Below are 22,992 nucleotides of genomic sequence, written 5' to 3'. Positions count from 1 at the left end.
GAACTGCGCAAGCATGGTTCCGGTTTTCAGGATGGCAAGCAACGGATCATCGAACTGTACCAGACGCAGCCTAACCGCAAACTCCGCGCCAAAGCACTGGCACATGAGTACGGCATCGGTGGGCACTCCCACGATTTTCTGGACGGAAGCAGAGGGTTTGTCAACCACGACTGGAAGGGGCTGGAATTTGACCATTATCCTGACCACCAGAAAATCACCCTGAAATGGACGCAGGTGGAACAGTATATCGACCTGATGATCCAGTCCGACCGCTACCTGACGGACAAGGAGAAGGAGCATTACACGCCCCCTGCGCCTGTCAGCGCAGAGCCAGATTCCACCCTGATCCATGCCAAAAACCTGATCCGGGAGTTTTGCTTGGAGGAATACGATTCCGAGCCGGACTTTTCCAATCTCGCTAAAATCGGCATTGCCTACACCCACGCCACCGATGAAGATATTCCTATTCAGGTCAACATAGATTTGGTGGGATACCGTGTGGAACGGTATCTGGGCGAGGTACTGATAGACGAGCGGCAGTACGAAAGTCTGGAGGAACTGGTCGAAACCGAACTGGAAGCTCTGGATTTCTCCGAACTCGTCAGCGTCACAGATGAGGAATTGGAGCATTATCACAACAAGGCGGAGGAACGCCCGGCACTGCTGCCTCTGGATGCCGCCACCGAGTACAACGCCCTGAAGGAGCAGCACCCGGATGCGTTGGTGGGCTTTGAACAGAACGGACAGTTTGAGTTTTACGGCGAGGATGCCCAGAAAATCTGCGAACTTCTGGGCGGCAAACTTCTGGAAAAAGAAACAGCACTGGGCACCGTTCCTGTCACCGGCTTCCCCAGCGACCAGTGGGTGTACCGTGCCAAGCAGCTGTGGCAGTGCGGCGAGAACGTCTACCTTGCCGGGCTGAACGAGGACGGCACCCACCACCAGACGAAGTACCTGCGCCGGGAGGATTATCTGCCGCTGGGTGCAACCGTCCACATGGAGGGGCGCGCCTTCCGGGTGGATAACGTCAATTTCGATAAGGACAGCGTAACCTTGCAGGATGTGGCACTGGCAGAACTGCGGATGCCAATTTTCCGGGAGGAGCCGCTGGCTCTTGTCCGGGAGTTGTACGAGCAGGAACAGGAAGTGATGGAACACCCCCTACCCGATTACAAGGTCGGTGACAATGTTATCGTTGACCTTCCTACCCGAACCATCGAAGGAAAAATCGGCTATGTGGGTGAAACCGATGTGCGCATCGACACCAGTGCGCATGGGCAGTCATGGGATAACGAGGTAATCAACAAGCAGCAGTTTGAGGACGGTCTGCGGCAGGATGAGCCTACGCCCGATGAAGAATTGGATAAACTGCCTATCTCCACAGAAGTCAATGGTGAATGGCAGACTTTTCCGAATGCTGCTGCCGCAAATGAAGCCCTGAACGCTGAACCTGTGCCGGAAGCTGCGGGAAATTTTCACATTACAGATGATAATTTGGGTGTCGGAGGCCCCAAGCAGAAATTCGCCCGAAACATCGAAGCCATCCAGACCTTGCGTACTTTGGAGCAGGAGCATCGTGGCGCCACCGCCGAGGAACAGCAGGTGCTTTCGCAGTATGTAGGCTGGGGCGGTCTTGCGGATGTCTTTGACCCCAACAAGGAAAATTGGTCTGCCGAGTATACCCAACTGAAAGGGCTGCTCTCCAAAGAAGAATATGCCGCCGCCCGCGCTTCCACGCTGAACGCGCACTACACCAGCTCTACCGTGATTCGTGCCATCTACGATGCCGTGGAAAAGATGGGCTTCCAGTCGGGGAACATTCTGGAACCGTCTATGGGTATAGGCAACTTTTTCGGTATGCTGCCTGACAGTATGGCTAGCAGCCGCCTGTACGGTGTAGAACTGGATTCCATCACCGGGCGCATTGCCCAAAAGCTGTACCCGCAGGCAGATATTACAGTGGCCGGATTTGAAACCACTGACCGCCGTGATTTCTATGACCTTGCTGTGGGCAATGTGCCTTTCGGTCAGTACAAAGTCAACGACAAGGCGTACAACAAACTGGGTTTTTCTATCCACAACTACTTTTTCGCCAAGACTATCGACCAGATCCGACCGGGCGGCGTGATTGCTTTCGTGACCAGCCGTTTCACGATGGACAGCAAGGACAGCACCGCTCGCAAGCACATGGCAGAACGTGCCGATTTGCTGGGTGCTATCCGTCTGCCCAACAGTGCGTTCCGTGCCAACGCTGGTACGGATGTTGTCAGTGACATTATCTTTTTGCAGAAGCGTGACCGCCCTGCAGACATCGAACCTGCATGGGTGCAGCTGGGGCAGACCGAAGATGGCTTCAATATCAATCAGTATTTTGTAGACCATCCGGAAATGGTGCTGGGAAATTTGGAACTAGAAAGCACCCAGTACGGCCATGACCTGACCGTTGCACCAATCGAAGATGCAAACCTTGCAGACCAGCTTACCGAAGCGGTGCAGCACATCGAGGGCCAGTACACTGCGGTGGAGATTGCCGCTCCGGACGTTGCCGATGCGGAAGTGCAGCGCAAAACTCTGCCCGCAGACCCTACCGTGAAGAATTTCAGCTATACTGTGGTGGATGGTGAAATCTACTACCGCGAGAACTCCATCATGACACAGATTGAACTGTCCGACAACGCCAAAGGCCGTGTGGCTGGCATGGTGGAACTGCGGCAGATCGTCAACGAGTTGATCGACCAGCAGTTGAATGACTTCCCGGACGAGGATATCAAGGCATCGCAGGCAAAGCTGAATTATGCCTACGATGCGTTTACTGCAAAATACGGTCTGATCAACGACAAGAAAAATGCCCGCCTGTTCGATGATGACAGCTCCTATTATCTGCTCTGCTCGCTGGAGAATCTGGACGAGAATAAAAATCTCAAGTCCAAGGCAGATATGTTTACCAAGCGGACGATTCGGCCAGAGCGTGTTGTCACCAGCGTGGATACCCCCAGTGAAGCACTGGCAGTGTCCATCGGGGAGCATGGCAAAGTAGACCTGCCTTATATGGCAGAACTGCTGGGCACTCCCGGTAACTATGAGCGCATCACCACCGAATTGTCCGGCGTGATTTTCAAAGACCCTGCTGCGGATGCTGACGACCCGGAAGCCGGCTGGCAAACAGCGGACGAATACCTTTCGGGTAATGTGCGCGATAAACTACGGATGGCACAACTTGCTGCAGAAAGCCGCTCGGAGTTCAAGGGCAATGTGGACGCACTGACTAAGGCGCAGCCCAAAGATTTGGAAGCTTCTGAAATTGATGTGCGGCTGGGTGCCACATGGCTTGCCCCCTCTATTGTGCAGCAGTTCATGATGGAAACTTTTCAGCCGCCCTATCGTATCCGCTACAACAATGCCATCACCGTTCGCTACTCCCCTTACACTTCCGAATGGCGGATCAGCAATAAATCTGCTACTGGCTTTGGTGACATTATGGCCACCGAAACCTACGGTACCCGCAGGGCCAATGCTTACAAGATTTTGGAAGACACCTTGAATTTGCGTGATAGCCGCGTTTATGATACCATCGAGGAGGATGGGAAAGAAAAGCGTGTGCTGAATCAAAACGAAACCACCCTCGCCCAGCAGAAACAGCAGGCCATCAAGGATGCTTTCGCTGGCTGGGTCTGGAAAGATCCGCAGCGGCGGACTCTGCTGGTGAAGAGGTACAATGAGCTTTTTAACAGCACCCGACCCCGTGAGTATGACGGAAGTCATATTCATTTTGTGGGCATGAACCCGGAGATCAATTTGCGAGAGCATCAGCGCAATGCGGTTGCCCATGTGCTGTATGGGTATAACACCCTTTTGGCGCACGAAGTCGGTGCCGGCAAGAGCTTTGAGATGGCGGCTTCCGCTATGGAACTGAAACGTCTGGGCTTGTGTCAGAAAAGTCTTTTTGTCGTGCCAAACCATTTGACGGAACAATGGGCCAGCGAATTTTTACGCCTGTACCCCAATGCAAAGCTGCTGGTCACCAGCAAAAAAGATTTTGAACCCGGTAATCGCAAAAAATTCTGTGCGAGAATTGCGACCGGTGATTATGATGCGGTTATCATCGGACACAGCCAGTTTGAAAAGATACCCTTGTCCGCAGAACGACAGGAGCGTCTGATTCAGGAACAGATGGATGAAATCGAGGAGGCCATCAAAGAAGCGAAAGCGCAGGTTGGCGAGCATTTCACGGTAAAGCAGCTGGAAAAGCTGCGCAAGTCTTTGAAACAGAAATTGGAAAAGCTGCAAGGCACAGACCGTAAAGATGATGTGGTTACGTTTGAACAATTGGGCGTAGACAGGTTGTTTGTGGATGAGAGCCAAGCGTTTAAGAACCTCTACTTGTACACGAAAATGCGTAATGTCGCAGGTTTGAGTACGAGCGAGGCACAAAAATCCAGCGATATGTTCGGCAAGTGTCGCTATCTGGATGAAATCACCGGTGGCCGTGGCGTGATTTTTGCAACGGGTACACCCCTGAGCAACAGCATGACCGAGATGTACACCCTCATGCGCTACCTTCAGTACAACACCTTGCAGCAGAAAGGGTTGACCCATTTTGATGCGTGGGCATCCACCTTCGGCGAGACGACCACGGCCATTGAGCTTGCGCCAGAGGGCTATACTTTAATAGGACGATAAACGTGATTGTCCTAAATTGAAAGATTCCATAAGAAAGGAGGTAGAACAAATGCCTAAAGAACCAAAAATCACCGCACTCTATGAGCGTTTGTCAAGAGATGATGATCTTGCTGGTGAATCGAATTCCATCACCAACCAAAAGAAATATCTGGAAGGTTACGCCCAAAAGAACGGCTTCAAGAACATCCGCCATTTTACAGATGATGGCTTTTCAGGTGTGAATTTCAACCGTCCCGGCTTTCAATCTCTAATAAAAGAGGTAGAAGCAGGAAATGTCGAAACGCTTATTGTGAAGGATATGAGCCGCTTAGGACGAAATTATCTGCAAGTCGGTTTTTATACGGAAGTTCTGTTCCCACAGAAAAACGTCCGATTCCTTGCAATCAACAACAGCATCGACAGCAACAATGCTTCAGACAATGATTTTGCTCCGTTTTTGAATATTATGAACGAATGGTATGCCAAAGACACGAGCAATAAAATCAAGGCTGTGTTCGATGCCCGGATGAAAGATGGAAAACGTTGCAGCGGCTCTATTCCGTATGGATATAACCGTTTGCCGAACGACAAGCAGACACTTGTTGTTGATCCGGTGGCATCTGAAGTCGTAAAGCGCATTTTTCTTCTTGCAAACGAAGGAAAAAGCCCACGGACAATCGCAGAACTGTTGACAGAGGAAAAAGTCCTGATTCCTGCTGCATACGCAAAGAAATATCACCCGGAGCAGTACAATGGGACAAAGTTCTCCAATCCGTACCTGTGGGGCACCTCCTCCGTAAGAACAATTTTAGGTCGGCAGGAATATCTGGGACACACTGTTTTACGAAAATCTGTAAGCACAAATTTCAAACTTCACAAGAGAAAAGAAACAGATGAAGATGAACAGTACGTTTTCCAGAACACGCATGAACCGATTATATCGCAAGAACTTTGGGATAGTGTTCAGAAACGCAGATGCCGAGTGAATCGCGCTTCTGCTTGGGGAACGCACACCAACCGTTTAAGCGGGTATCTGTATTGTGCCGACTGCGGCAGAAGATTGACCTTGCAAACACACTACAGTAAAAAGGATGGGTCTACTCAATATTCTTATCGTTGTGGTGGATATGCAAGTCGAGTGAATGGCTGTACTGCCCATTCAATCAGTGCCGATAATGTTGAAGCCCTGATATTGGCATCGGTCAAACGCTTTTCGAGATTTGTTCTAAAAGATGAAGAAACCTTCGCTTTGGAACTGCAATCACTTTGGAGAGAGAAACGTGAAGAAAAGCCGAAGCAGAACCAATCGGAATTGAAACGTTGTCAAAAACGCTATGATGAGCTTTCTGCCCTTATTCGTAGCCTGTACGAAAATCTTATGGCTGGACTGTTGCCCGAACGACAGTACAAGCAGCTGATGGCACAGTATGATAGCGAGCAGGCAGAATTGGAATCGAAGATGGAAACGATGAAATCCGAAATTGCCGAAGATAAGTCAAGTTCTGTTGATATTCAACATTTCATTTCGCTGATTCGTAAGTGCAAAAATCCAACAGAAATCTCCGATTCAATGTTTAACGAACTTGTCGATAAAATCGTTGTTTATGAAGCCGAGGGTGCAGGCAATGCCCGCACACAAAAGGTTGACATTTATTTCAACTATGTCGGCCAAGTCGATATTGCTTATACCGAGGAAGAACTTGCCGAACTAAAAGCGCAGAAGGAGCAGGAAGAACGGCAGCACATGGAAAAGCAGCGCAAACGTGAAAAAGCCTACCGAGAAAAGCGAAAGGCAAAGAAAATCGCTGAAAACGGTGGCGAGATCATTAAAACCAAAACGTGTCCGCACTGCGGGAAGATGTTTACACCTACGAGCAACCGACAGCTTTTCTGTTCAAGAGACTGCTGGAATCAGGCAAGGCAGGAGCAAAAGAAAGCGGCTAGAGAAGCCGAGAGAGGAGGTCATTACTACCGGCAACGTGCCTGTGCCGTATGCGGTCACTCCTACTGGCCTACACACAGCCAGCAGGAATTTTGTTCCGATGAGTGCAGGAGAATTAACCACAACAGGAAAACCTTGGAATTCTATCACAAGAAAAAAGGAAATCCAAAACCTGACCCAGAAGCAGTCCCAACGCCGAAACCAAAGGAGGATAATGCAGCATGACTACCTTAAAGAACACGCTCCACGACAGCAACAATGGTCTGGACTACACCCTTGTCAATGACCACTATCTGCCGAACCTGACCGCAGCAGCCCCGACAGAGCAGCACCCCACCGGGCGGTGGGGCCGCTTACATAAAAGGTATCTGAAAGAACATCATCCCATCCGGTACAATCAACTGCTCCTGTCCGGGGAGCTGGGTAGCTACCTTGCCAAGCTGGACAAGCAAGTCGAGGAGCAGCTTGCATTGACCGTCCGGCAGATGCGGGACAGTGCGGTTGGGTGACTTAAGAGAAAGAAAAAAGATACCACATATCGTTGAAAATTAAATTTCAAAATCATTAAAGGAGCGATTCAAATGAAACGAAATCAGAATTTCGACCATAATCACTCTCAAAAAGTGCTTTCCTGTCGCTACAACATGGACACCAACCGGGCGGAAGCCCGATTCGAGGATGGAACCATTCTTTCCATCGACTGCATCGTCATTGAGGACGAATATGGCAACACCCCGGCACAGCGAGCAGAACTGGACTGGCTACTTATATAACAAGCCCTTGGAATATACCCAGCTTGTGCTGAGTGGAGAAATCGAACATTATCTTTCACTTGGTTGCGATCACGGTAGACTAGAAGATTGACCTTTTTTCATAGAAATGTGATTGGCTGTTACAGAATGGCTCTTCAAAAAGCATTACAGAAAATCCGGAAACTTTTTTGAACCATAATAACTCAAAAAAGTTTCCGGATTTCTGTTTTTGTACGATTGCTATCGTATTTTCATTTTGCAATAGTTTTCATAATTGACCATTGTCCATTACAGAGAATATAGGTTTCTTCCTATAATTGGCTGACATTTTATAGCACACACATTTATTTCTGCATGGAATACCCACTGCTTCCATAAAATATTTACTCGAATAATTTTCCGCAAAATGGACAACGATCTTTCACTGTTAGTACAATTGAAAAGTGCTTCCCACAAAAAGGACAACGACGTGTTATAAAATCAAAAATATAGTCTATCAAAAGTACAACAACAGCTGCTATACGAAACTCAAATGCCCATAGTGCGCATACGACTATTGCTATGAAGATGAATACAGCTTTGCATAATGTGAGTTTTGTTTGGAATTTCATTTTTTATTCTTCTTTCAAGCATTTTCCTTATAAGACGGAACTCTGCATTGGAATCACCACTTTTTTGATAAAATTAGGAGCCATCACTTTCCGACAGCCATTCGTCTAGGATTCTTGATGCTATTTCAGCATATTCTTCATCTGTAGAAATAGATTTCAAATATTTGTAAAGAGTATCTTTTTCTTCTGCCGCCCCAATATAAGGAAGTTCTGCTCCAATTCCAGTTATGACAAGCGCTTCAAAATCCGTATCAGCCATCAGTTTGTTATGATTCAGTATACAAAGCGTATCTTCTGGAAATTCAACAAGCCGCTTAGACAATACCGAAAAACAATCTTCGGTATATCCGCCATCTGAAATTTTAAGTTCTTCTAATATTTGACTCGTTTCCATATCCTCAAGTTCTGATAAAAAATCTTGTGGATTTGATACCGATATGGAAACAGAGGATTCGGTGGAGGATGACGGTAGCGAATTTGTTGCGCAGGCGGATAAACTGGCCAGCATGATTGTGAGAATCACTATTTGAAATCGTTTCATCAGACATAACCTCCATTTTGTGTACTCCAACAGGAGCTTTTGTTTAGTCAACGTAGTTCACACTGTGTTTGTGACAGCTTTTTTGAAAAAAGTTCAAAATCTTGTCAGCTTTGGACGCTTCAACAAAAAAGTGTCCACACATTTGTAAATAATTACAAGCGTGTGGGCAAAAATTCAGCCAATTAGGAAATGCTCTCTGCAATTTTTAGAATCTCTTCACGCGGTATCTTTCCAATGATCGTATCCTCTGCACAGTTTGAAACCGTGCAGAAACCGTGCACTTACTCCAAAACAAACAAATTTAGACCTACCCCCTACCAACTTGACGGCATTGGTTTGAGTGACCGAACATCAAAATCAAGTCATGGAGGCTCGCATATTGAGCAATCCATTTTCTTTCCACTGCATCATAGGGATAACCGGAATTCCCCAGCATCTCTTTTATTCAGGATTTTTCTACTGAAATCCGGATTCCAAATCCTCCCTCTGAGTATGCAATGCTTATCCATGTTTCATCTTTTCTTAGCAAAACGCCTGTCGAAACGCTTTCTGAAGCCGATGCCTCTTCAGCGTATCCTAAGGTTTTCAATTGGTCAATATATTTTTGTATTTCTTCTTCAGAGATATTATTATAAAAGATTGCATAATACCCAGCATTAGAACCATCCAATATATATTCTATCGTTCCACTTTCCGGCTCACAAATAAGCCTAGTGTATTCATTATCCGGCCAAACTGAAGTATAAATACATTTTACATCAGACGGATTGGTTACTCCATGTGTAGCAAATTTTCCCTGACCTGAAAAACGAATGCAAAGAAAGACCAATATCAAAACTATAAAGGCAACCGCCATACTGCTAAAAAATTCCAATTTCTTATTCATTTGGCTTGCTCCATAATTCAAACGTACAAAGCCACGATTCTTTTCTTTCGACTCTAAAGAATCGTGGCTTTTATACCCATTATCTAATGCTTTTATTACGGAATCGTGATGTCGTAGGAAATGGAGAACTGGCCACCGTTTGCCAAAGCATTCAATTTGTTTTCAAGGAAATTATCTGCATTGGAATCACCTCCATCACGGTTTCCATTTTAGATGTTGATAATAGCAAAGCACAAATAGAAAAAATCCACAATATTGTAGCAAGACGGAGAAAAAATGTCACCAAAACGGTGTAAGCGCAAAGCAGGGATTGGTTCTTGATCTCTGTTGTGAGAGTTCACAAACGTCCGGGATGCTGTTGCCGGAAGGATGCTTTCTTCAATTTTCTTCCAGAATTCTCTGCAAATAGCGGGCTGTTTATGCTTCTTGAGAATCCATCTAGTGAATACCGACACCCTCCATGATCTTTTCTATCCAATTTGTGGAAGAATCATTTTTCTCACTAAATGACCCCAAATAATGTGACGAACTCTCAACCTCTATTATTACACCATCCGGCATTCTGTATTTTTCTAAACTGAGATTCAAACCTTTAAGTGGGATTGTTCTAGCCAGTTGAGGGATAGAAACTGTATGGAGAATATCAATTTTTGATAAACCTCTATACGTTTCTGTCTTTTCGGCTTCACTTAGCAAACGTTCTGCATACTGATTTGAAATAACTTGTATGCGAAATTGTTCTTTTTCATCCTCGTTCATCTCAAGTGGAACGCCGTGCAATGTGTCCACAATATAGGACGAAATTTTAGCGAAGTGCTCGTCAAAATCAGTGGTATCTTCGTTGGTCATATTTCTGTTCTACCCTCATTATAAGCTTTCCGGTCTGCTTAAAGTTACAGCTTTCAGCGTAAAGCTTCCGTAGTTTTTAATGCTAAACGATAGTTATCGAACTTTTCCACAGTTTTTGCAAAAACGTTCAGAAGAAGCATTTAATGTTCCGCAGTCCGGGCAATACCATCTTCCGTCTGGCATCGGTTCAACAGGCGAGGGCGTTTGGTGTGCTTTTGCTGGAGTTTGAACGGGTGATGCAGTAAACAGCGGCGCAATATTCACATCTCTACGGCCAACACCAGCGAGACTTCTAAAATCCCACGATTTAACTTCTTGTGCCAATGTCCGTTTTGGTTCAATATACTGACCGCACCGTTGGCAATATCGAACACCCAACTTGTTTTCATAACCACAATTTTTACAAGCCATCAAAAATCCCCCTTTGCTTCTTGTTTAGAGACTTTACCTTCCTTTATCGAATAGCTAAAATTATCGAACCCACTAAAAATAGTGTCGAAATTCCCAACATAATCCATGCGGACTTCACTTTTGGGCTATTACTACAACTTTTGAAAGATATTGCCATCTGAATATAATACAAGGCTACAATTCCATATGAGAAAAACAAAGCAGCCCAAGCATACGGCACTGCACTTTCAGGGGTTAGTCTCACAAGATTACCAAGCCATATCGAAACGCACCCCCAAAGTGGTAAAGGCGCACCAAGAAAGAAATCATTTTTCTTGTCCATTTTTGTCCTCCTGTGACCTGATAATACGGTTTTATGGCATATTATCTTTGCATGGATTTGCGAAACACTCAGCCTTAAATACACGAATTGAGAAATATACCAATTATCAGCATCAGCATTCCAAAAGTGATCTGTGAACCCAAAAGACCTCCACCAGCATCATTTTTATCAGTGCTTTTAATTGCTTTCACCAAAAATTTAGGGAATATCACGCCTAAAATCGCCATTAAAACTATTATTATTCCTCTCATTTGATTTTCTCCCCTCTTATGCACATATTAGGTCAACTATGATAACATCAAAGCACAAGAATCAATCAACGTCCACAATTTTGTAGCAAAACAGAGAAATTTTGTAACGAAATCGGTGTGCGTACAGATAGTATGTTCCCTAACAGTGGACATCCAGCATTAGGGGAGCACACCAAAGCTACCTTTCGCCATATTACAAGTCAATCGTCAACCAAAGGCTTTTGACTATTTGAAGTTTTGGCATAATCGTATTATACTTGTAAGGAACAGGGCTGTATGTTGTGTAATGAAAAGCGGTCCCATGTGCACATGTGCAATGGAGGGATTTCAAAATGAATGTCTTGGTTTGTGACGATGAACGGCAGATCGTTGATTCTATCATTGAAACACTTGAAAAGAAAACCGAAGAAACACAGGTATCATCAAGATTTTATGGATTTTCTCAACCAAGTCAAATAGACTTATCACTTCCGTATGATATTGCGCTTCTGGATATTGATATGGGCGAAACAAATGGAATTGAGCTTGCCAGAAAGTTACGAGCAGAAAATGAAAATATTGTGATTATCTTCATTACAAATTTCATTCAGTATGCTCCAGAGGGATTTGAAGTTCAAGCCTTTCGTTACTTACTAAAAGCAGATCTCTCTGCTAAACTTGATTCCTACTTTGATTCAGCTGTCCAAGAAGTACTTCGACGGAAACAGCTTGTCACAATTTCAATCAACTCTGAAATTATCGATGTACCTGTAAATGACATTCTGTATTTAGAATCTCATCGAAGAATCATTGTTATGCACTTGTTGGACGAAAAACGCCCAGCATACCAATTTTACGGCAACATAACGGAACTATCCGAAAAAATCGAGCCACTCGGTTTCCTTCGTATTCAAAAAAGCTATCTTGTCAATATGCACTATGTCGAAATCTTTCAATACAATAAAGTCCAATTGCGCGGTGGTCTTTGTCTGGCTCCAAGCGAAAAGAATTATAGTGAGCTAAAACAGAAATATTTACATTGGCGAGGTAAAAGTAGATGGATGCTTTGATCAGTTTGGTTTACACAATCATAGATTCAGTCTGCGTATGTCTGTTTTTAGACGCTTTTGCTTCGCACCGTTGGAGGAATCATAGATTTCTTGTCGGTGTAATAGTTCAAACTATTTTAATGTATGCATCCATTGAATTCAGTGTTATTGCCTTAAATCGAAACCAAATCGTCAAAATTCTCTTGATTCTACTATCCTGCTTTATTGTTGCCAGAACTCTATATGAGAATATCTCAGGAAAGTTTTTATTATTTCTTATCGTTGTAGAATATCTCTTGACTTATAGTTTATCTTTTGCAGTCGGAATGCTTGCAACTTCGGTTTGTGGGATGGATGCTCAGACGTTTCAAGCAAACAAGACACTATCGCTAATCTACGGAATCTCTTATTATTCAGCCGAATTATTTATTATTGCGCTATTTCGCAAAATGATGCTTCAGCGTATGGGCAATAGACCCAGAAGCGATGCTCAACATTCGCAGCTGATTCTGTACTTTCTATTTCCATGTGCATCATTTGTAATGCTTGTGATCCTACTTTACGTTACAAGTGGTCACAATATAGAAGAGTTTGTTTCTGCTGGCTGTTGTATTCTCATTTTTATTTCAAACATTGCAATTCTCTTTTTATTGGAGCGAATGGAGTATGCAGCATCGGAAAGAGAACAATTATTGATGCTTAACCAGCAGATTCAGCTACAATCGAAAAACATGACTTCGGCAAGCGAACTTTATTCTGCCCAAAGGAAAAAAGTTCACGATTTCCGGGCGCACCTGAATATCCTAAATCAATTGATGAAGAATCAAGAGTATTCTGCCGCTGAAGAATATCTTGAAAAAATCACCGAACAGCAAACTGATCGGCTATTCCTTGTCAACACACATCATCCCATCTTGGACGCACTTTTCAATACAAAAGCCGCCGAAGCAACTCAAAAGAAGATCAGCATTGATTTTGAAGTGAATGATCTATCAAATCTTCCATTTGATGTCTCCGATATGGTAGTGCTTCTATCAAACCTTTTGGATAATGCCATTGAAGCGTGTCAGCAGTATGATAAGGGCGATAAAGCGATTCATGTCATGGCCGTTGCACAGCAAGACTTTTTTATCTCTGTCCGAAACACATCGGAACCTGTTGTAATTATAAGTGGTTCCATTCCAACGACAAAACCAGAACCGCAGATGCATGGCTTTGGACTTGCGAACATCCGGCTGATTCTCGAAAAATACAGTGGAGAGTATACGATGTTCTATGAAAATGGCTGGTTCCAGTTCACCGCTGATATACCGTTCACCCCGATTTCGTGACAGATTTTATCCATGTTAGTACAAAAGCATGGACGAAATCTTCTATTGTATGTATAGTAACAATAAGATGCAGATGATTTCAATGCATCTATAAGAGTTCGCGTATAATAGTTTGTTTCTTGAAGAAGGGAGTGTGTCAGCATGAAAAAATAGAAGCCAATCCTATTTGCAATTGTGATTCTAATATTGCTTTTATTTATTATTGGTGGAATGCTGGGACTGCTTCCTCAACCGCTTTTCGTCTTGTCATCACAAACCATTCTGGTTATATTGGTCTGCGGCGTTGCATTGATAATCGGACTTCTGCTGAAATTTTTCGACAAGAAGTGAGATGCTTAGGAGTTTCTATGTTGCCATTTTTCAATCAAAAAGAGCTGGTTGTTTGCTCGAATCAATCTCAATACCAAAAATACACATCGCTTTTAGAAAAGGCAGGAATAGCCTATCGAACAAAAGCACGCGATTTATCATCACCGTCTCTGTTTTCAATGGGAACCCGTGAAAGAGCCGGAACTGCATTTCAAAAGGTCAATTATCAAACGCTCTACACAATATACGTTCGCAAAGTTGATTACGAGCGTGCTGTTCACGTTATCATTGTTTGATTCAACTGCCAAAACCATATACGCTTTTCCTCGCCAAACAATCAGTTGCAAAGCAGGTCTGATTGTTTGGCTTTTTATTTTCTGAAAAAGGAGCGTGATGCCATTGACCCAACCCAAAACCGACCTTGCCTATCTCCGCAACGAAAAAGCCAAAGCAGAGCAGAAGCTGCGCTCTTGCCAGCACCGGGAAAAGATCCTTGAACGCAGGATGTCGGAGCTGAACCGGAGAGAGCGTGTGCATCGCCTTTGCACCCGTGCCGGAATGCTGGAAAGCTTTCTGGTCTGTCCGGGAGAACTGACTGATGATCAGGTTATGGAGCTTCTGAAAATCTCGTTCCGTCAACCGGAAGTCGTGCTGGCACTTGCAAAGATGGTGCATGACGTTCACGAACGCAGCAACGTCCAAAACCCTTTAGAATAAAGGGCGCAATTATACACCGTTCCGGTGAAATTGCGGTCTTGCAGACGGCTCGATGAAATCGAAGCTGGCGTTTGTGCGCCAGCCCGATTCCATCCCAAGGAAAACTGCATTTTCCTTGCGCTGCTTTGCAGCTATCCTTTTGCGGCTCCCGCCTGAGGCCGAAGCGCACAGCACTCCGTTCCAAGGCGGCGAGCACAACCGAATATGATTCCAGACCGTTCATCAAGAGCAATCTTGCTGGGCGGTCTTTTTGTTTGGGGGTGATGCCTATTCCGTGTCCGCATTTCAAAATCACCATCGTCAAGCGCAGCCAAGGACAGTCCGCTGTTGCCGGGGCCGCTTATCAGAGCGGTGAACGGCTGTTCAGCGAGTACGACCAGAAAACGAAATTCTACAACAAGATGAAAGAACTTGTCCACGCCGAAGTCATGCTGCCGTCCCATGCGCCGCCCGGATTTGCAGACCGGGCAACCCTCTGGAACGCCGTGGAAGCCATAGAGAACCAGTGGAATTCCCAGCTTGCCCGCCGTATCGTGCTGGCACTTCCGAGAGAAGTTCCGAAAGACCAGTATCTTCCCATGCTCAAAGAATTTTGCAATGAGCAGTTTGTTGCCAAGGGCATGATAGCCGACTTTGCCATCCACGACAAGGGAGATGGCAATCCACACGCCCACATTCTGCTGACGCTCCGGGCAATGGATGAACACGGCAGGTGGCTCCCGAAAGCCCGAAAGGTATACGACCTTGATGAAAACGGCAAGCGCATTCAACTCCCCTCCGGGAACTGGAAGTGCCACAAGGAAAACACCGTGGACTGGAACGACCAGAAGTACGCCGAGGTTTGGCGGCATAGCTGGGAAACCATCACCAACCGCTATCTGGAGGCTGCTGGCAGACCGGAACGTGTTGACCTGCGCTCCTTTGAGCGGCAGGGCGTCCAGCAGATACCGACTGTGCATCTCGGCCCCGCCGCACACCAGATGGAAAAACGTGGAGTGGAAACCTTTCTCGGCAACCTGAACCGAGATATTCGAGCCGCCAACAGTCTGATGCAGTCCATCCGCAGCGCAATTCGTGGGCTGCAACGCTGGATTGCAGACCTGACCGAAAAGAAGCAGATTCTTCTGGACGCACTGGAAAAGGCGAAGAAGCCCACGCTGTCCGACTTGTTGGTGGATTACTTCAACCTTCGCAACGAGCAGCGCAGCGATTGGTCTGGCAAGGCAAAACTGAAATGCACTGTCCGGGACTTTGAGGAAGTCAAACGGGCGGTGGACTATCTGAAAGCCCATTCTCTGAACACCATCGAGGATCTGGATACCGCAATTTCTAACCTGAACCAGACCGCCGCCCCTCTCCGCAAGCAGTTGAAGCAGAACGAAAACCGTATGCGGGCAATCGCCCAGATCAAGGATGCTGCCGCCGTCCATGCCAAGCTGAAGCCCATCCACGATACCTTTATCAAGAAGAACTTCAAGTTGACCAAGGACGCTTACGCCGCCCAGCACAAGGACGAGCTGGACACCTTCAATAAAGCTGTCCGCACCCTGATGAAGCTGAACGGCAGCACAGCGGTGGATTTTTCGGCATTGGATGCCGAATTTTCTGCGCTGCAATCCGGCAGCGCAGAGCTGCGCACCCAACTGGAAACCTTGCAGCCGGACGTCTCTGCCCTGAAAAATATCCGCAAGTATATCGACATGGTGCTGAATAAGCAGCAGCTTTCCGCACCGGGCGGTAAGACCCCGGAGAAGGAGTCGGTGCTGAAAAAGCTGGAAGAAGCCAAGGCGGCGCAATCCCAGAAGAAGGCCGAGCAGAAAAATCACACACAGGAGCTTTAAGGAGGAAGCAGCATGACCTACACCCAAGCCCAGATCGACCGTGCAAACGCCGCCAATCTGGAAGATTTTCTCCGGGCGCAGGGCGAAACGCTGGTGCGCAGCGGAAAGGAGTATCGCTGGAAAACCCACGACAGCCTGACCGTCTGCGGAAACAAATGGTTCCGGCACAGCCAGAGCAGGGGCGGCTTTCCGGTGGATTTCGTGATGGAATTTTACGGCAAGTCCTTCCCCGAAGCGGTGCAGATGCTGACCGGAGAGCCGGGCAAAGCCCAGCCGGAGGCTGACCCCGCCCCCTCTCCGGCGTTTCGTCTGCCGCTGCGAAATGTCACCAACGCCAACATCCTGAACTATCTGACACAGGAACGGAAACTCAGTCCCTCGCTGGTGAACTTCTTCATCGCCGCCGGAGATATTTACGAAGACGCCGCCCACCACAACGTGGTCTTTGTGGGGCGGGATGCAGACGGGCATCCCCGCTACGCAAGCAGCCGTGGGATTCGGGAAAAGTTTCGGCAGGATGCAGCCGGTGCAGAAAAGGCATTTGGCTTTGCCCATCGCGGCACCGACAAGCAGTTGCTGGTCTTTGAAGCGCCCATCGACCTGCTGTCTTTCATCGAACTGTTCCCGAAAAATTGGCAGCAACACAATTATCTGTCGCTGGGCGGGGTGTCGGGCAAGGCGCTGCGGCAGTTTCTCTCAGAACGCCCGGACGTGGAGCGGGTGTTCCTCTGTCTGGATGCTGACAAAGCCGGAGAGGATGCCTGCAAGCGTCTGGCTGCTCTGCTGCCGGACACCGTGAGCGTGACCCGCATCCAGCCCTGCATGAAAGACTGGAACGAAGTTCTCGTGCACCGGGCAGAAATCCCGAACCGCAATTATTTCAAAAGCATCGTGCTGAAAGAGCCGTCAAAACCGGAAACGGTGAAGATTATCCGCATGAGCGACGTGGAACTGACCCCGGTGGAATGGCTCTGGAAGCCGTATCTGCCTTTTGGAAAACTCAGTGTGCTACAAGGCAATCCGGGCGAGGGCAAGACCTACTTTGCCATGCACCTTGCCGCTGCCTGCACCAACGGAAAGCTGCTGCCCAACATGGAGCGCATGGAACCCTTCAACGTGATCTACCAGACCGCAGATGACGGTCTGGGCGATACGGTCAAGCCCCGCCTGATCGAAGCCGGGGCAGACCTTGACCGGGTGCTGGTCATTGACGACAGCGAGGTGCAGTTGACGCTCTCCGATGAACGAATTGAAAAAGCCATTATTGAGAACAACGCCCGACTGGTCATCATCGACCCGATCCAGGCGTATCTCGGTGCCGATGTGGACATGAACCGGGCGAACGAAGTCCGGCCCATCTTCATGCGGTTGGGACAGGTAGCGCAGCGAACAGGCTGCGCTATTTTGCTGATTGGACACCTGAACAAAGCCGCCGGAATGCAGAGCCTGCAACGGGGCCTCGGCTCCATCGACATTGCCGCCGCCGTCCGAAGCGTCATGTTTATCGGCAAGCTGAAGCACGACCCCACCATGCGCATCCTGACCCACGAAAAAAGTTCCCTTGCCCCGCCGGGAGTGTCGTTGGCGTTCTCTCTGGGGGACGAGGGCGGTTTCCGCTGGGTCGGCGAGTACGACATTACCGCAGACGAAATGCTGTCCGGCATCGAACCGCAGCGTGAAACCAAGACCCAGCAAGCCAAAGACCTGATCTGCACCCTGCTTGCCGGAGGAAAGCAGGTGTTCAGCGAGGACATCGACAAGGCGGCGCTGGAAAGGGGCATCCCCGGCAGAACTGTCCGGGATGCCAAGCGTGAACTGGGCGATGCCCTGAAAAGCAAGATCGTGGAAGGCCGCAAGAAGGTCTTTTGGATGGAATAAGCCATTTGGCTGGCAGAAAATTTTGGCTGGCAAGAAAATCATGGTACACCCACAGTTGCCAGTCTGCCAGCCAAATTGAAAAAATGACGATTTAAGGAGGAATTGAATGAAGAATCAGAATTCGAGTTATTCGGTACAGATTGGCAAGACCACCTTTATTGTGTGTGTGAAGCAGTCCGAAACTGCCAAAAAGCCGATTGAAAAGATGTTCAAGGATATGTGCAGACATGAGGTCACAAGGGGCTTCCTTGCGGACAACCTGATGAATTTAGAAAAATTACCGAAAACCTCTTGACGAAGTCCAGCCCGAAGGTACCGGATACCGTGCACGCACTCGTTTTGCAAAGTTCTTCAACTTGCCTGAACTGATGGCGATGTTCAAAGAAGCGGCGGATATCAAGACCAGCGATCAGTTGAACCTGCCAGTGCCCCAAGCTAAATTTGAAACCGTAGTGGTCAAGCCTTCGGAAATCCAGCAGGACATGGTGCAGGCGTTGAGCGAACGTGCAGCCGAAGTCCACAGCGGTTCTGTTGACCCTTCTGTGGATAATATGTTGAAAATTACGTCGGATGGCCGCAAAATCGGTCTTGATCAGCGGTTGATGAACTCGGCTCTGCCTGATGACCCCAGCAGTAAGTTGAATGCCTGCGTCAACAACGTCCTGCGCATCTGGAACGACACCAAGGAACAGATGCTGACCCAGCTGATTTTCTGCGATATGTCTACTCCAAAGGGTGACGGTTCGTTCAACGTCTATGACGATATCCGCTCCAAGCTGCTCACTGCTGGTGTGCCAGAACAGGAAATCGAGTTCATCCACAACGCAGATACGGAGAACAAGAAAGCAGAACTTTTCTCCAAGGTGCGCAGCGGACAGGTGCGTGTGCTGCTGGGCAGCACTGCAAAAATGGGAGCCGGTACAAATGTCCAGACGCTTCTTGTGGCAGTGCATCATCTGGATGTAGGCTGGCGTCCGTCGGATATGACTCAGCGCAATGGCAGAATCATCCGTCAAGGCAATCAAAACAAACAAGTGTACGTCTATAATTACGTCACTGAATCGACATTTGACGCCTACTTGTACCAGACCTTAGAGAATAAGCAGAAGTTCATTTCGCAGATCATGACGAGCAAGTCGCCTATGCGCTCCTGCGATGATATTGATGAGCAGGCTCTGTCTTACGCTGAAATCAAGGCTCTGTGTGCTGGTGACCCGCGCATCCGGGAAAAGATGGATTTGGACGTGCAGGTGGCAAAATTGAAAGTTCTGCGCGGTGACTTCCAGAATCAGAAATATCGTCTGGAAGATAAGCTGCTCAAAACATTCCCAGAAGAAATCCAGAAACAGAAAACCCGCATTGCTGCTTTGCAGCAGGATTCGCAGATTGCAGCAGCACACCCGCAGGACAAAGAAAACTTCTGCGGTATGACCATCAAAGGTATGGTGTACGATGACAAAAAGGCTGCGGGCGAACGGCTGCTGCTGGCTCGGCAGGAGATGCCCAATGCTGATATGATGCTGCTGGGCACCTACCGTGGGTTTGAACTGAACATTCGATTCGACAGCTTCAAGAATGAGCATCAGGCCGTACTCCGGGCAGAGTTGAGTTACCCGGTGTCGCTGGGCGATGATGCGCGCGGCAATATCACTCGTCTGGACAATGCCATCGACAACTTTACGGACCGTATTGCAGACGCCGAAAATGCTCTGCAAAATCTGGAGCAGCAGAAACAGGCTGCAGAGGTTGAAGTGGCAAAGCCCTTCGCGCAGGAAGAAGAACTGGCTGAAAAGTCTGCTCGCCTTGCCGAACTGAATGCTCTATTGAATATCGACCGTGACCGCAGTTCCTCGCAGGATGCTCCCGAAGAAGCAGAGGAAACCGAAGCACCCGCAACTCGTCCGTCTGTGCTGTCTGCACTGGAAGAAAAAGCCAATCAGCCAGAGCCTGTTAAGCCGTTCAAAAGCTATCTGGATAAGGAGGGCCGATAATTTGAAAAAGCGGGAACACCGTCTCTTTATTCGTGTGACTGATGAAGAACGGAACTGCATTTTAGATAAGATGTATGGCATGGGCATCCACAGCCTGAGTGCCTATATCCGCAAAATGGCATTGGATGGCTACTGCCTGAATCTCGACCTTCCGCAGCTGCGGCGCATGGCTTATTTGCTCCAGAATTGCAGCAACAACTTGAATCAGGTAGCAAAACGCGTCAACGAAAGCGGCAAGATCTATTCTGCCGACCTTGCCGATCTACGCACCCGGCTGGATGAACTGATTGATATCGGTAAGCAGATTCTTTCCAAGCTGGCAGAGCTATAAAAATTCCCGCAGTTGGAGGACTGCGGGTGTACATATAATGCTTGACATCCTTGCAACGTAGTAGTCGATACCTTTATAATAAGGGCGAACAGAAAGGAAGTGCTTGATATGATGTCTATGCTGAAGAAAGTTGTTCTTTTCCCGATTTCTCTCTTTGTGGCGTTTTTGGCTCTCATGGCAAAGTGGCTGCTCACTTTGTCCAGTTATGTGGTCGCTCCGCTGATGCTCTACATCTTCGGCTGCGGCATCTACACCGCCTGCCGTCAAACTTGGGATCAGTTTCTTATCCTGCTGGTGTCCGAGTTCATCTGCTTCATCCTCTTTTTCGGTGCAACTGCCATCACCGAGGGTATCGGGCGTTTTAGTGAATGGCTTGCAGAACTGTAAGAAATAGTTTTAATCCTTTGCCGCCTTCGGGCGGCATTTTCATTTTATAGGGGGTGATTCGTGATGGCTGCGACACGATTGATCGCATTGCACAAGAATAAGGGAAAGACCGTTGCGGCCTGTTTGAAAAGCCGCACAGATTATGTGCAGAACCCCGATAAGACCGAGCAAGGTGAATTGGTGAGTTGCCACGAGTGCAGTCCTCTGACAGTCGATGAAGAATTTATGCTTACCAAGCGGCAGTATGAACTTGCTACCGGGCGCAGACAGAAAAGTGACGTGATTGCCTATCAGATCCGGCAGTCGTTCAAACCCGGCGAGATCACCGCCGAAGAAGCCAACAAGGTGGGCTACGAACTAGCCATGCGCTTTACCAAGGGCAAACACGCCTTTGTGGTGGCAACGCACACGGACCGTCACCACATCCATAACCATGTGATTTTCAACTCCACCGCATTGGACGGTTCAAAAAAGTTCCGGGATTTTTTCTTTTCGGCACTGGCCGTTCAGCGGTTGAGCGACTTGATTTGTCTGGAGCATCAACTCTCTGTTATTGAAATAAAGCCCTACCGGGAACGGCAGAAACGTACCCTCTATCCACCCAAAGAAAGCAATCGTGATAGGCTGTGTGGCATCATCGACAGTATCCTTGCAGAAAAGCCCAAGGATTACGAAGATTTTCTGCAAAAACTGGAACAACAGGGTTATGAGGTCAAGCGTGGAAAATACACTTCCGTCAAGGGCGCACGACAAAAACGGTTCATCCGATTCAAAACGCTGGGCGCAGGCTATAGCGAGGACGAACTGAAAGCAGTGATTGCAGGAAAAGCAGAACACCATCCCCACCAGAAGCAGCCGCCCCAAGAGCAACCGTTCCAATTGCTGGTTAACATTCAGGCAAAGCTCTCCGAGGGCAAAAGCGAAGGCTATGCACGATGGGCGAAAAAATATAATCTGAAAGAAATGTCCAAGACGCTGATTTTCTTGCAGGAGCACAAAATTGGCAGCACAGATGAACTGAATGAACGCGCAGCGGCGGCAACAGAAAAATATCACCAGCTGGGAGATTCCATCAAAGCCGCCGAAACACGGATGGCGGAAATTGCTGTGCTGAAAACGCACATCGTCAATTACGCCAAGACCCACCCAGTCTACGATGCCTACCGGAAAGCGGGATATAGCAAAAAGTTTCTGGATACTCACCGGGAAGAAATCACACTGCACAAAGTAGCCAAGGCCGCTTTCGATGAAACTGGCTTAAAAAAGCTGCCGAAGGTCAAAGCACTGAATGCAGAGTATTCCGATCTTCTGACCCAAAAGAAAGCAGCCTACCCGGACTATCGCAAGGCACGAGAAGAAATGCAGGAGTTGGTAAAGGCACAGAAAAATATTGAATTGTTCTTCACAGAAGAAAAAGACGCACAGGAAAAGCAGCAGACCCGATAAACGAAAGTCGCCGAGGATTCTAACCCTTTCATGGGGCGGAATCCTCGGCGACTTTTTTAGTTTATGTAGCAGCGATCCTGCGTTACGAGCCAATCTTCACACAGCCGTTGGGCTTCATCTGTTGAGCGGCACACGCAATTGAACAGCTTGCCGTGCAGGGAGCAGTAGGTGTAACGGATTTTGGGCACACCGTTCTCATCCCGAAACTTTGTGTAGCGTTCCTCACCGGGCATCAGATAAAGCTGCTCCATTTCTGCATCGTCCTTTCCGTTTTCATGTGTCAGGCACACAACGCACCTATTCTATCATGAACTTAGGAATTATGCCATTGACGCTTGCACCAAAAAGCGCCCCGGATTTTCGGAGAGAGTGTGCATTGACACATTCAATAGCGTTCGGAAAGAATGCGCAGCCTGCACCGGAACGGTGCAGATCAGAAAGGGTTTGGGATTTCCCAACAAGCATTTTGCAACGCAAAATTTGCATTTGTGCGCACGAATGCACTGCTT

The 22,992-nt window shown here is 47.6% G+C and carries 20 protein-coding genes and 2 pseudogenes; 15 read left to right on the top strand and 7 right to left on the bottom strand.

What is annotated here, in order from left to right:
- Positions 1-54: 54 nt before the first annotated feature.
- The 4 genes and pseudogenes from ACNSPV_RS13885 to ACNSPV_RS13870 all read left to right on the top strand — a co-directional run.
- Positions 55-4,659: pseudogene (locus tag ACNSPV_RS13885) on the top strand (DEAD/DEAH box helicase family protein); the annotation flags it as partial.
- A 70-nt stretch (positions 4,660-4,729) separates the two neighbouring features.
- A complete protein-coding gene (locus ACNSPV_RS13880) occupies positions 4,730-6,826 on the top strand; it encodes a recombinase family protein (RefSeq protein WP_348585065.1) in 2,097 nt (698 codons plus the stop codon).
- A complete protein-coding gene (locus ACNSPV_RS13875; protein WP_217212493.1) occupies positions 6,823-7,110 on the top strand; it encodes a TnpV protein in 288 nt (95 codons plus the stop codon). The genes ACNSPV_RS13880 and ACNSPV_RS13875 overlap by 4 nt, the downstream gene beginning before the upstream one ends.
- A gap of 72 nt (positions 7,111-7,182) precedes the next feature.
- A pseudogene (locus tag ACNSPV_RS13870) lies at positions 7,183-7,465 on the top strand (DUF6061 family protein).
- Between the two features lie 572 nt (positions 7,466-8,037).
- Here ACNSPV_RS13870 and ACNSPV_RS13865 read toward each other — a convergent pair.
- From ACNSPV_RS13865 to ACNSPV_RS13845, 5 genes are all read right to left on the bottom strand, one after another.
- On the bottom strand, positions 8,038-8,505 hold the full coding sequence (locus ACNSPV_RS13865; protein ID WP_242651835.1) for a hypothetical protein: 468 nt from the start codon (positions 8,503-8,505) through the stop codon (positions 8,038-8,040).
- Positions 8,506-8,950: 445 nt separating this feature from the next.
- On the bottom strand, positions 8,951-9,391 hold the full coding sequence (locus tag ACNSPV_RS13860; protein WP_348585063.1) for a hypothetical protein: 441 nt from the start codon (positions 9,389-9,391) through the stop codon (positions 8,951-8,953).
- 438 nt (positions 9,392-9,829) lie between these two features.
- Positions 9,830-10,240: a hypothetical protein gene (locus ACNSPV_RS13855; RefSeq protein ID WP_112115049.1), complete on the bottom strand. Its 411-nt coding sequence runs from the start codon at positions 10,238-10,240 to the stop codon at positions 9,830-9,832.
- 93 nt (positions 10,241-10,333) lie between these two features.
- Entirely contained in the window at positions 10,334-10,651 is a 318-nt protein-coding gene (locus tag ACNSPV_RS13850) for a double zinc ribbon domain-containing protein (protein WP_097783021.1), read from the bottom strand.
- A gap of 43 nt (positions 10,652-10,694) precedes the next feature.
- Positions 10,695-10,973 (bottom strand): hypothetical protein, encoded by a 279-nt coding sequence (locus ACNSPV_RS13845; protein ID WP_015537337.1) that lies wholly within the window; start codon positions 10,971-10,973, stop codon positions 10,695-10,697.
- Positions 10,974-11,556: 583 nt separating this feature from the next.
- Between ACNSPV_RS13845 and ACNSPV_RS13840 the strand changes: the two genes are divergently transcribed.
- The 11 genes from ACNSPV_RS13840 (at position 11,557) to ACNSPV_RS13790 (ending at position 22,483) form a co-directional block, all read left to right on the top strand.
- A complete protein-coding gene (locus tag ACNSPV_RS13840; protein WP_113998237.1) occupies positions 11,557-12,273 on the top strand; it encodes a LytR/AlgR family response regulator transcription factor in 717 nt (238 codons plus the stop codon).
- On the top strand, positions 12,261-13,583 hold the full coding sequence (locus ACNSPV_RS13835; RefSeq protein ID WP_348585060.1) for a sensor histidine kinase: 1,323 nt from the start codon (positions 12,261-12,263) through the stop codon (positions 13,581-13,583). The genes ACNSPV_RS13840 and ACNSPV_RS13835 overlap by 13 nt, the downstream gene beginning before the upstream one ends.
- Before the next feature lie 131 nt (positions 13,584-13,714).
- Positions 13,715-14,188, top strand: coding sequence for a hypothetical protein (locus ACNSPV_RS13830; RefSeq protein ID WP_348585059.1), 474 nt, complete (start codon positions 13,715-13,717; stop codon positions 14,186-14,188).
- A 97-nt stretch (positions 14,189-14,285) separates the two neighbouring features.
- Positions 14,286-14,609 carry a DUF3847 domain-containing protein gene (locus ACNSPV_RS13825; RefSeq protein WP_113621046.1) on the top strand — a complete coding sequence of 108 codons (324 nt, stop codon included), beginning with the start codon at positions 14,286-14,288 and terminating at the stop codon, positions 14,607-14,609.
- A gap of 269 nt (positions 14,610-14,878) precedes the next feature.
- Positions 14,879-16,450, top strand: a complete 1,572-nt coding sequence (mobQ, locus tag ACNSPV_RS13820; protein ID WP_348585172.1) for a MobQ family relaxase — start codon at positions 14,879-14,881, stop codon at positions 16,448-16,450.
- Between the two features lie 12 nt (positions 16,451-16,462).
- Positions 16,463-18,328, top strand: a complete 1,866-nt coding sequence (locus tag ACNSPV_RS13815) for an AAA family ATPase (protein WP_348585058.1) — start codon at positions 16,463-16,465, stop codon at positions 18,326-18,328.
- Between the two features lie 106 nt (positions 18,329-18,434).
- The gene (locus ACNSPV_RS13810) at positions 18,435-18,623 is read left to right on the top strand and encodes a transposase (protein WP_348585057.1); all 189 of its coding nucleotides are present in this window, start codon (positions 18,435-18,437) and stop codon (positions 18,621-18,623) included.
- A 61-nt stretch (positions 18,624-18,684) separates the two neighbouring features.
- Positions 18,685-20,319 carry a helicase C-terminal domain-containing protein gene (locus ACNSPV_RS13805; RefSeq protein ID WP_348585056.1) on the top strand — a complete coding sequence of 545 codons (1,635 nt, stop codon included), beginning with the start codon at positions 18,685-18,687 and terminating at the stop codon, positions 20,317-20,319.
- A 1-nt stretch (position 20,320) separates the two neighbouring features.
- Positions 20,321-20,650, top strand: coding sequence for a plasmid mobilization protein (locus ACNSPV_RS13800; protein ID WP_154261224.1), 330 nt, complete (start codon positions 20,321-20,323; stop codon positions 20,648-20,650).
- 108 nt (positions 20,651-20,758) lie between these two features.
- On the top strand, positions 20,759-21,037 hold the full coding sequence (locus ACNSPV_RS13795) for a hypothetical protein (RefSeq protein WP_154261226.1): 279 nt from the start codon (positions 20,759-20,761) through the stop codon (positions 21,035-21,037).
- Between the two features lie 63 nt (positions 21,038-21,100).
- The gene (locus tag ACNSPV_RS13790) at positions 21,101-22,483 is read left to right on the top strand and encodes a relaxase/mobilization nuclease domain-containing protein (RefSeq protein WP_215675910.1); all 1,383 of its coding nucleotides are present in this window, start codon (positions 21,101-21,103) and stop codon (positions 22,481-22,483) included.
- Positions 22,484-22,539: 56 nt separating this feature from the next.
- Here the strand turns inward: ACNSPV_RS13790 and ACNSPV_RS13785 are convergent, their stop codons facing one another.
- Positions 22,540-22,734 carry a DUF3873 family protein gene (locus ACNSPV_RS13785; RefSeq protein WP_005924624.1) on the bottom strand — a complete coding sequence of 65 codons (195 nt, stop codon included), beginning with the start codon at positions 22,732-22,734 and terminating at the stop codon, positions 22,540-22,542.
- 46 nt (positions 22,735-22,780) lie between these two features.
- The coding region (locus ACNSPV_RS13780) for a hypothetical protein (protein WP_418268309.1) at positions 22,781-22,992 on the bottom strand (212 nt) is incomplete at its 5' end.

It is taken from the genome of Faecalibacterium sp. 3 (assembly GCF_048323735.1).
Classification (GTDB): Bacteria; Bacillota; Clostridia; order Oscillospirales; family Ruminococcaceae; genus Faecalibacterium; species Faecalibacterium wellingii.
Note: the sequence above shows the minus strand (reverse complement) of the source record. Positions and strands in the feature narration are given on the sequence as shown.

Bases quoted from the DNA above. Each gene is read 5' to 3' on its own strand.
- ACNSPV_RS13865 (WP_242651835.1), bottom strand. From the start codon at position 8,505: ATGAAACGATTTCAAATAGTGATTCTCACAATCATGCTGGCCAGTTTA.
- ACNSPV_RS13815 (WP_348585058.1), top strand. From the start codon at position 16,463: ATGACCTACACCCAAGCCCAGATCGACCGTGCAAACGCCGCCAATCTG.
- ACNSPV_RS13850 (WP_097783021.1), bottom strand. From the start codon at position 10,651: ATGGCTTGTAAAAATTGTGGTTATGAAAACAAGTTGGGTGTTCGATAT.
- ACNSPV_RS13810 (WP_348585057.1), top strand. From the start codon at position 18,435: ATGAAGAATCAGAATTCGAGTTATTCGGTACAGATTGGCAAGACCACC.
- ACNSPV_RS13875 (WP_217212493.1), top strand. From the start codon at position 6,823: ATGACTACCTTAAAGAACACGCTCCACGACAGCAACAATGGTCTGGAC.
- ACNSPV_RS13790 (WP_215675910.1), top strand. From the start codon at position 21,101: ATGGCTGCGACACGATTGATCGCATTGCACAAGAATAAGGGAAAGACC.
- ACNSPV_RS13795 (WP_154261226.1), top strand. From the start codon at position 20,759: ATGATGTCTATGCTGAAGAAAGTTGTTCTTTTCCCGATTTCTCTCTTT.
- ACNSPV_RS13825 (WP_113621046.1), top strand. From the start codon at position 14,286: ATGCCATTGACCCAACCCAAAACCGACCTTGCCTATCTCCGCAACGAA.
- ACNSPV_RS13835 (WP_348585060.1), top strand. From the start codon at position 12,261: ATGGATGCTTTGATCAGTTTGGTTTACACAATCATAGATTCAGTCTGC.
- ACNSPV_RS13840 (WP_113998237.1), top strand. From the start codon at position 11,557: ATGAATGTCTTGGTTTGTGACGATGAACGGCAGATCGTTGATTCTATC.
- ACNSPV_RS13785 (WP_005924624.1), bottom strand. From the start codon at position 22,734: ATGGAGCAGCTTTATCTGATGCCCGGTGAGGAACGCTACACAAAGTTT.
- ACNSPV_RS13880 (WP_348585065.1), top strand. From the start codon at position 4,730: ATGCCTAAAGAACCAAAAATCACCGCACTCTATGAGCGTTTGTCAAGA.
- ACNSPV_RS13855 (WP_112115049.1), bottom strand. From the start codon at position 10,240: ATGACCAACGAAGATACCACTGATTTTGACGAGCACTTCGCTAAAATT.
- ACNSPV_RS13845 (WP_015537337.1), bottom strand. From the start codon at position 10,973: ATGGACAAGAAAAATGATTTCTTTCTTGGTGCGCCTTTACCACTTTGG.
- ACNSPV_RS13860 (WP_348585063.1), bottom strand. From the start codon at position 9,391: ATGAATAAGAAATTGGAATTTTTTAGCAGTATGGCGGTTGCCTTTATA.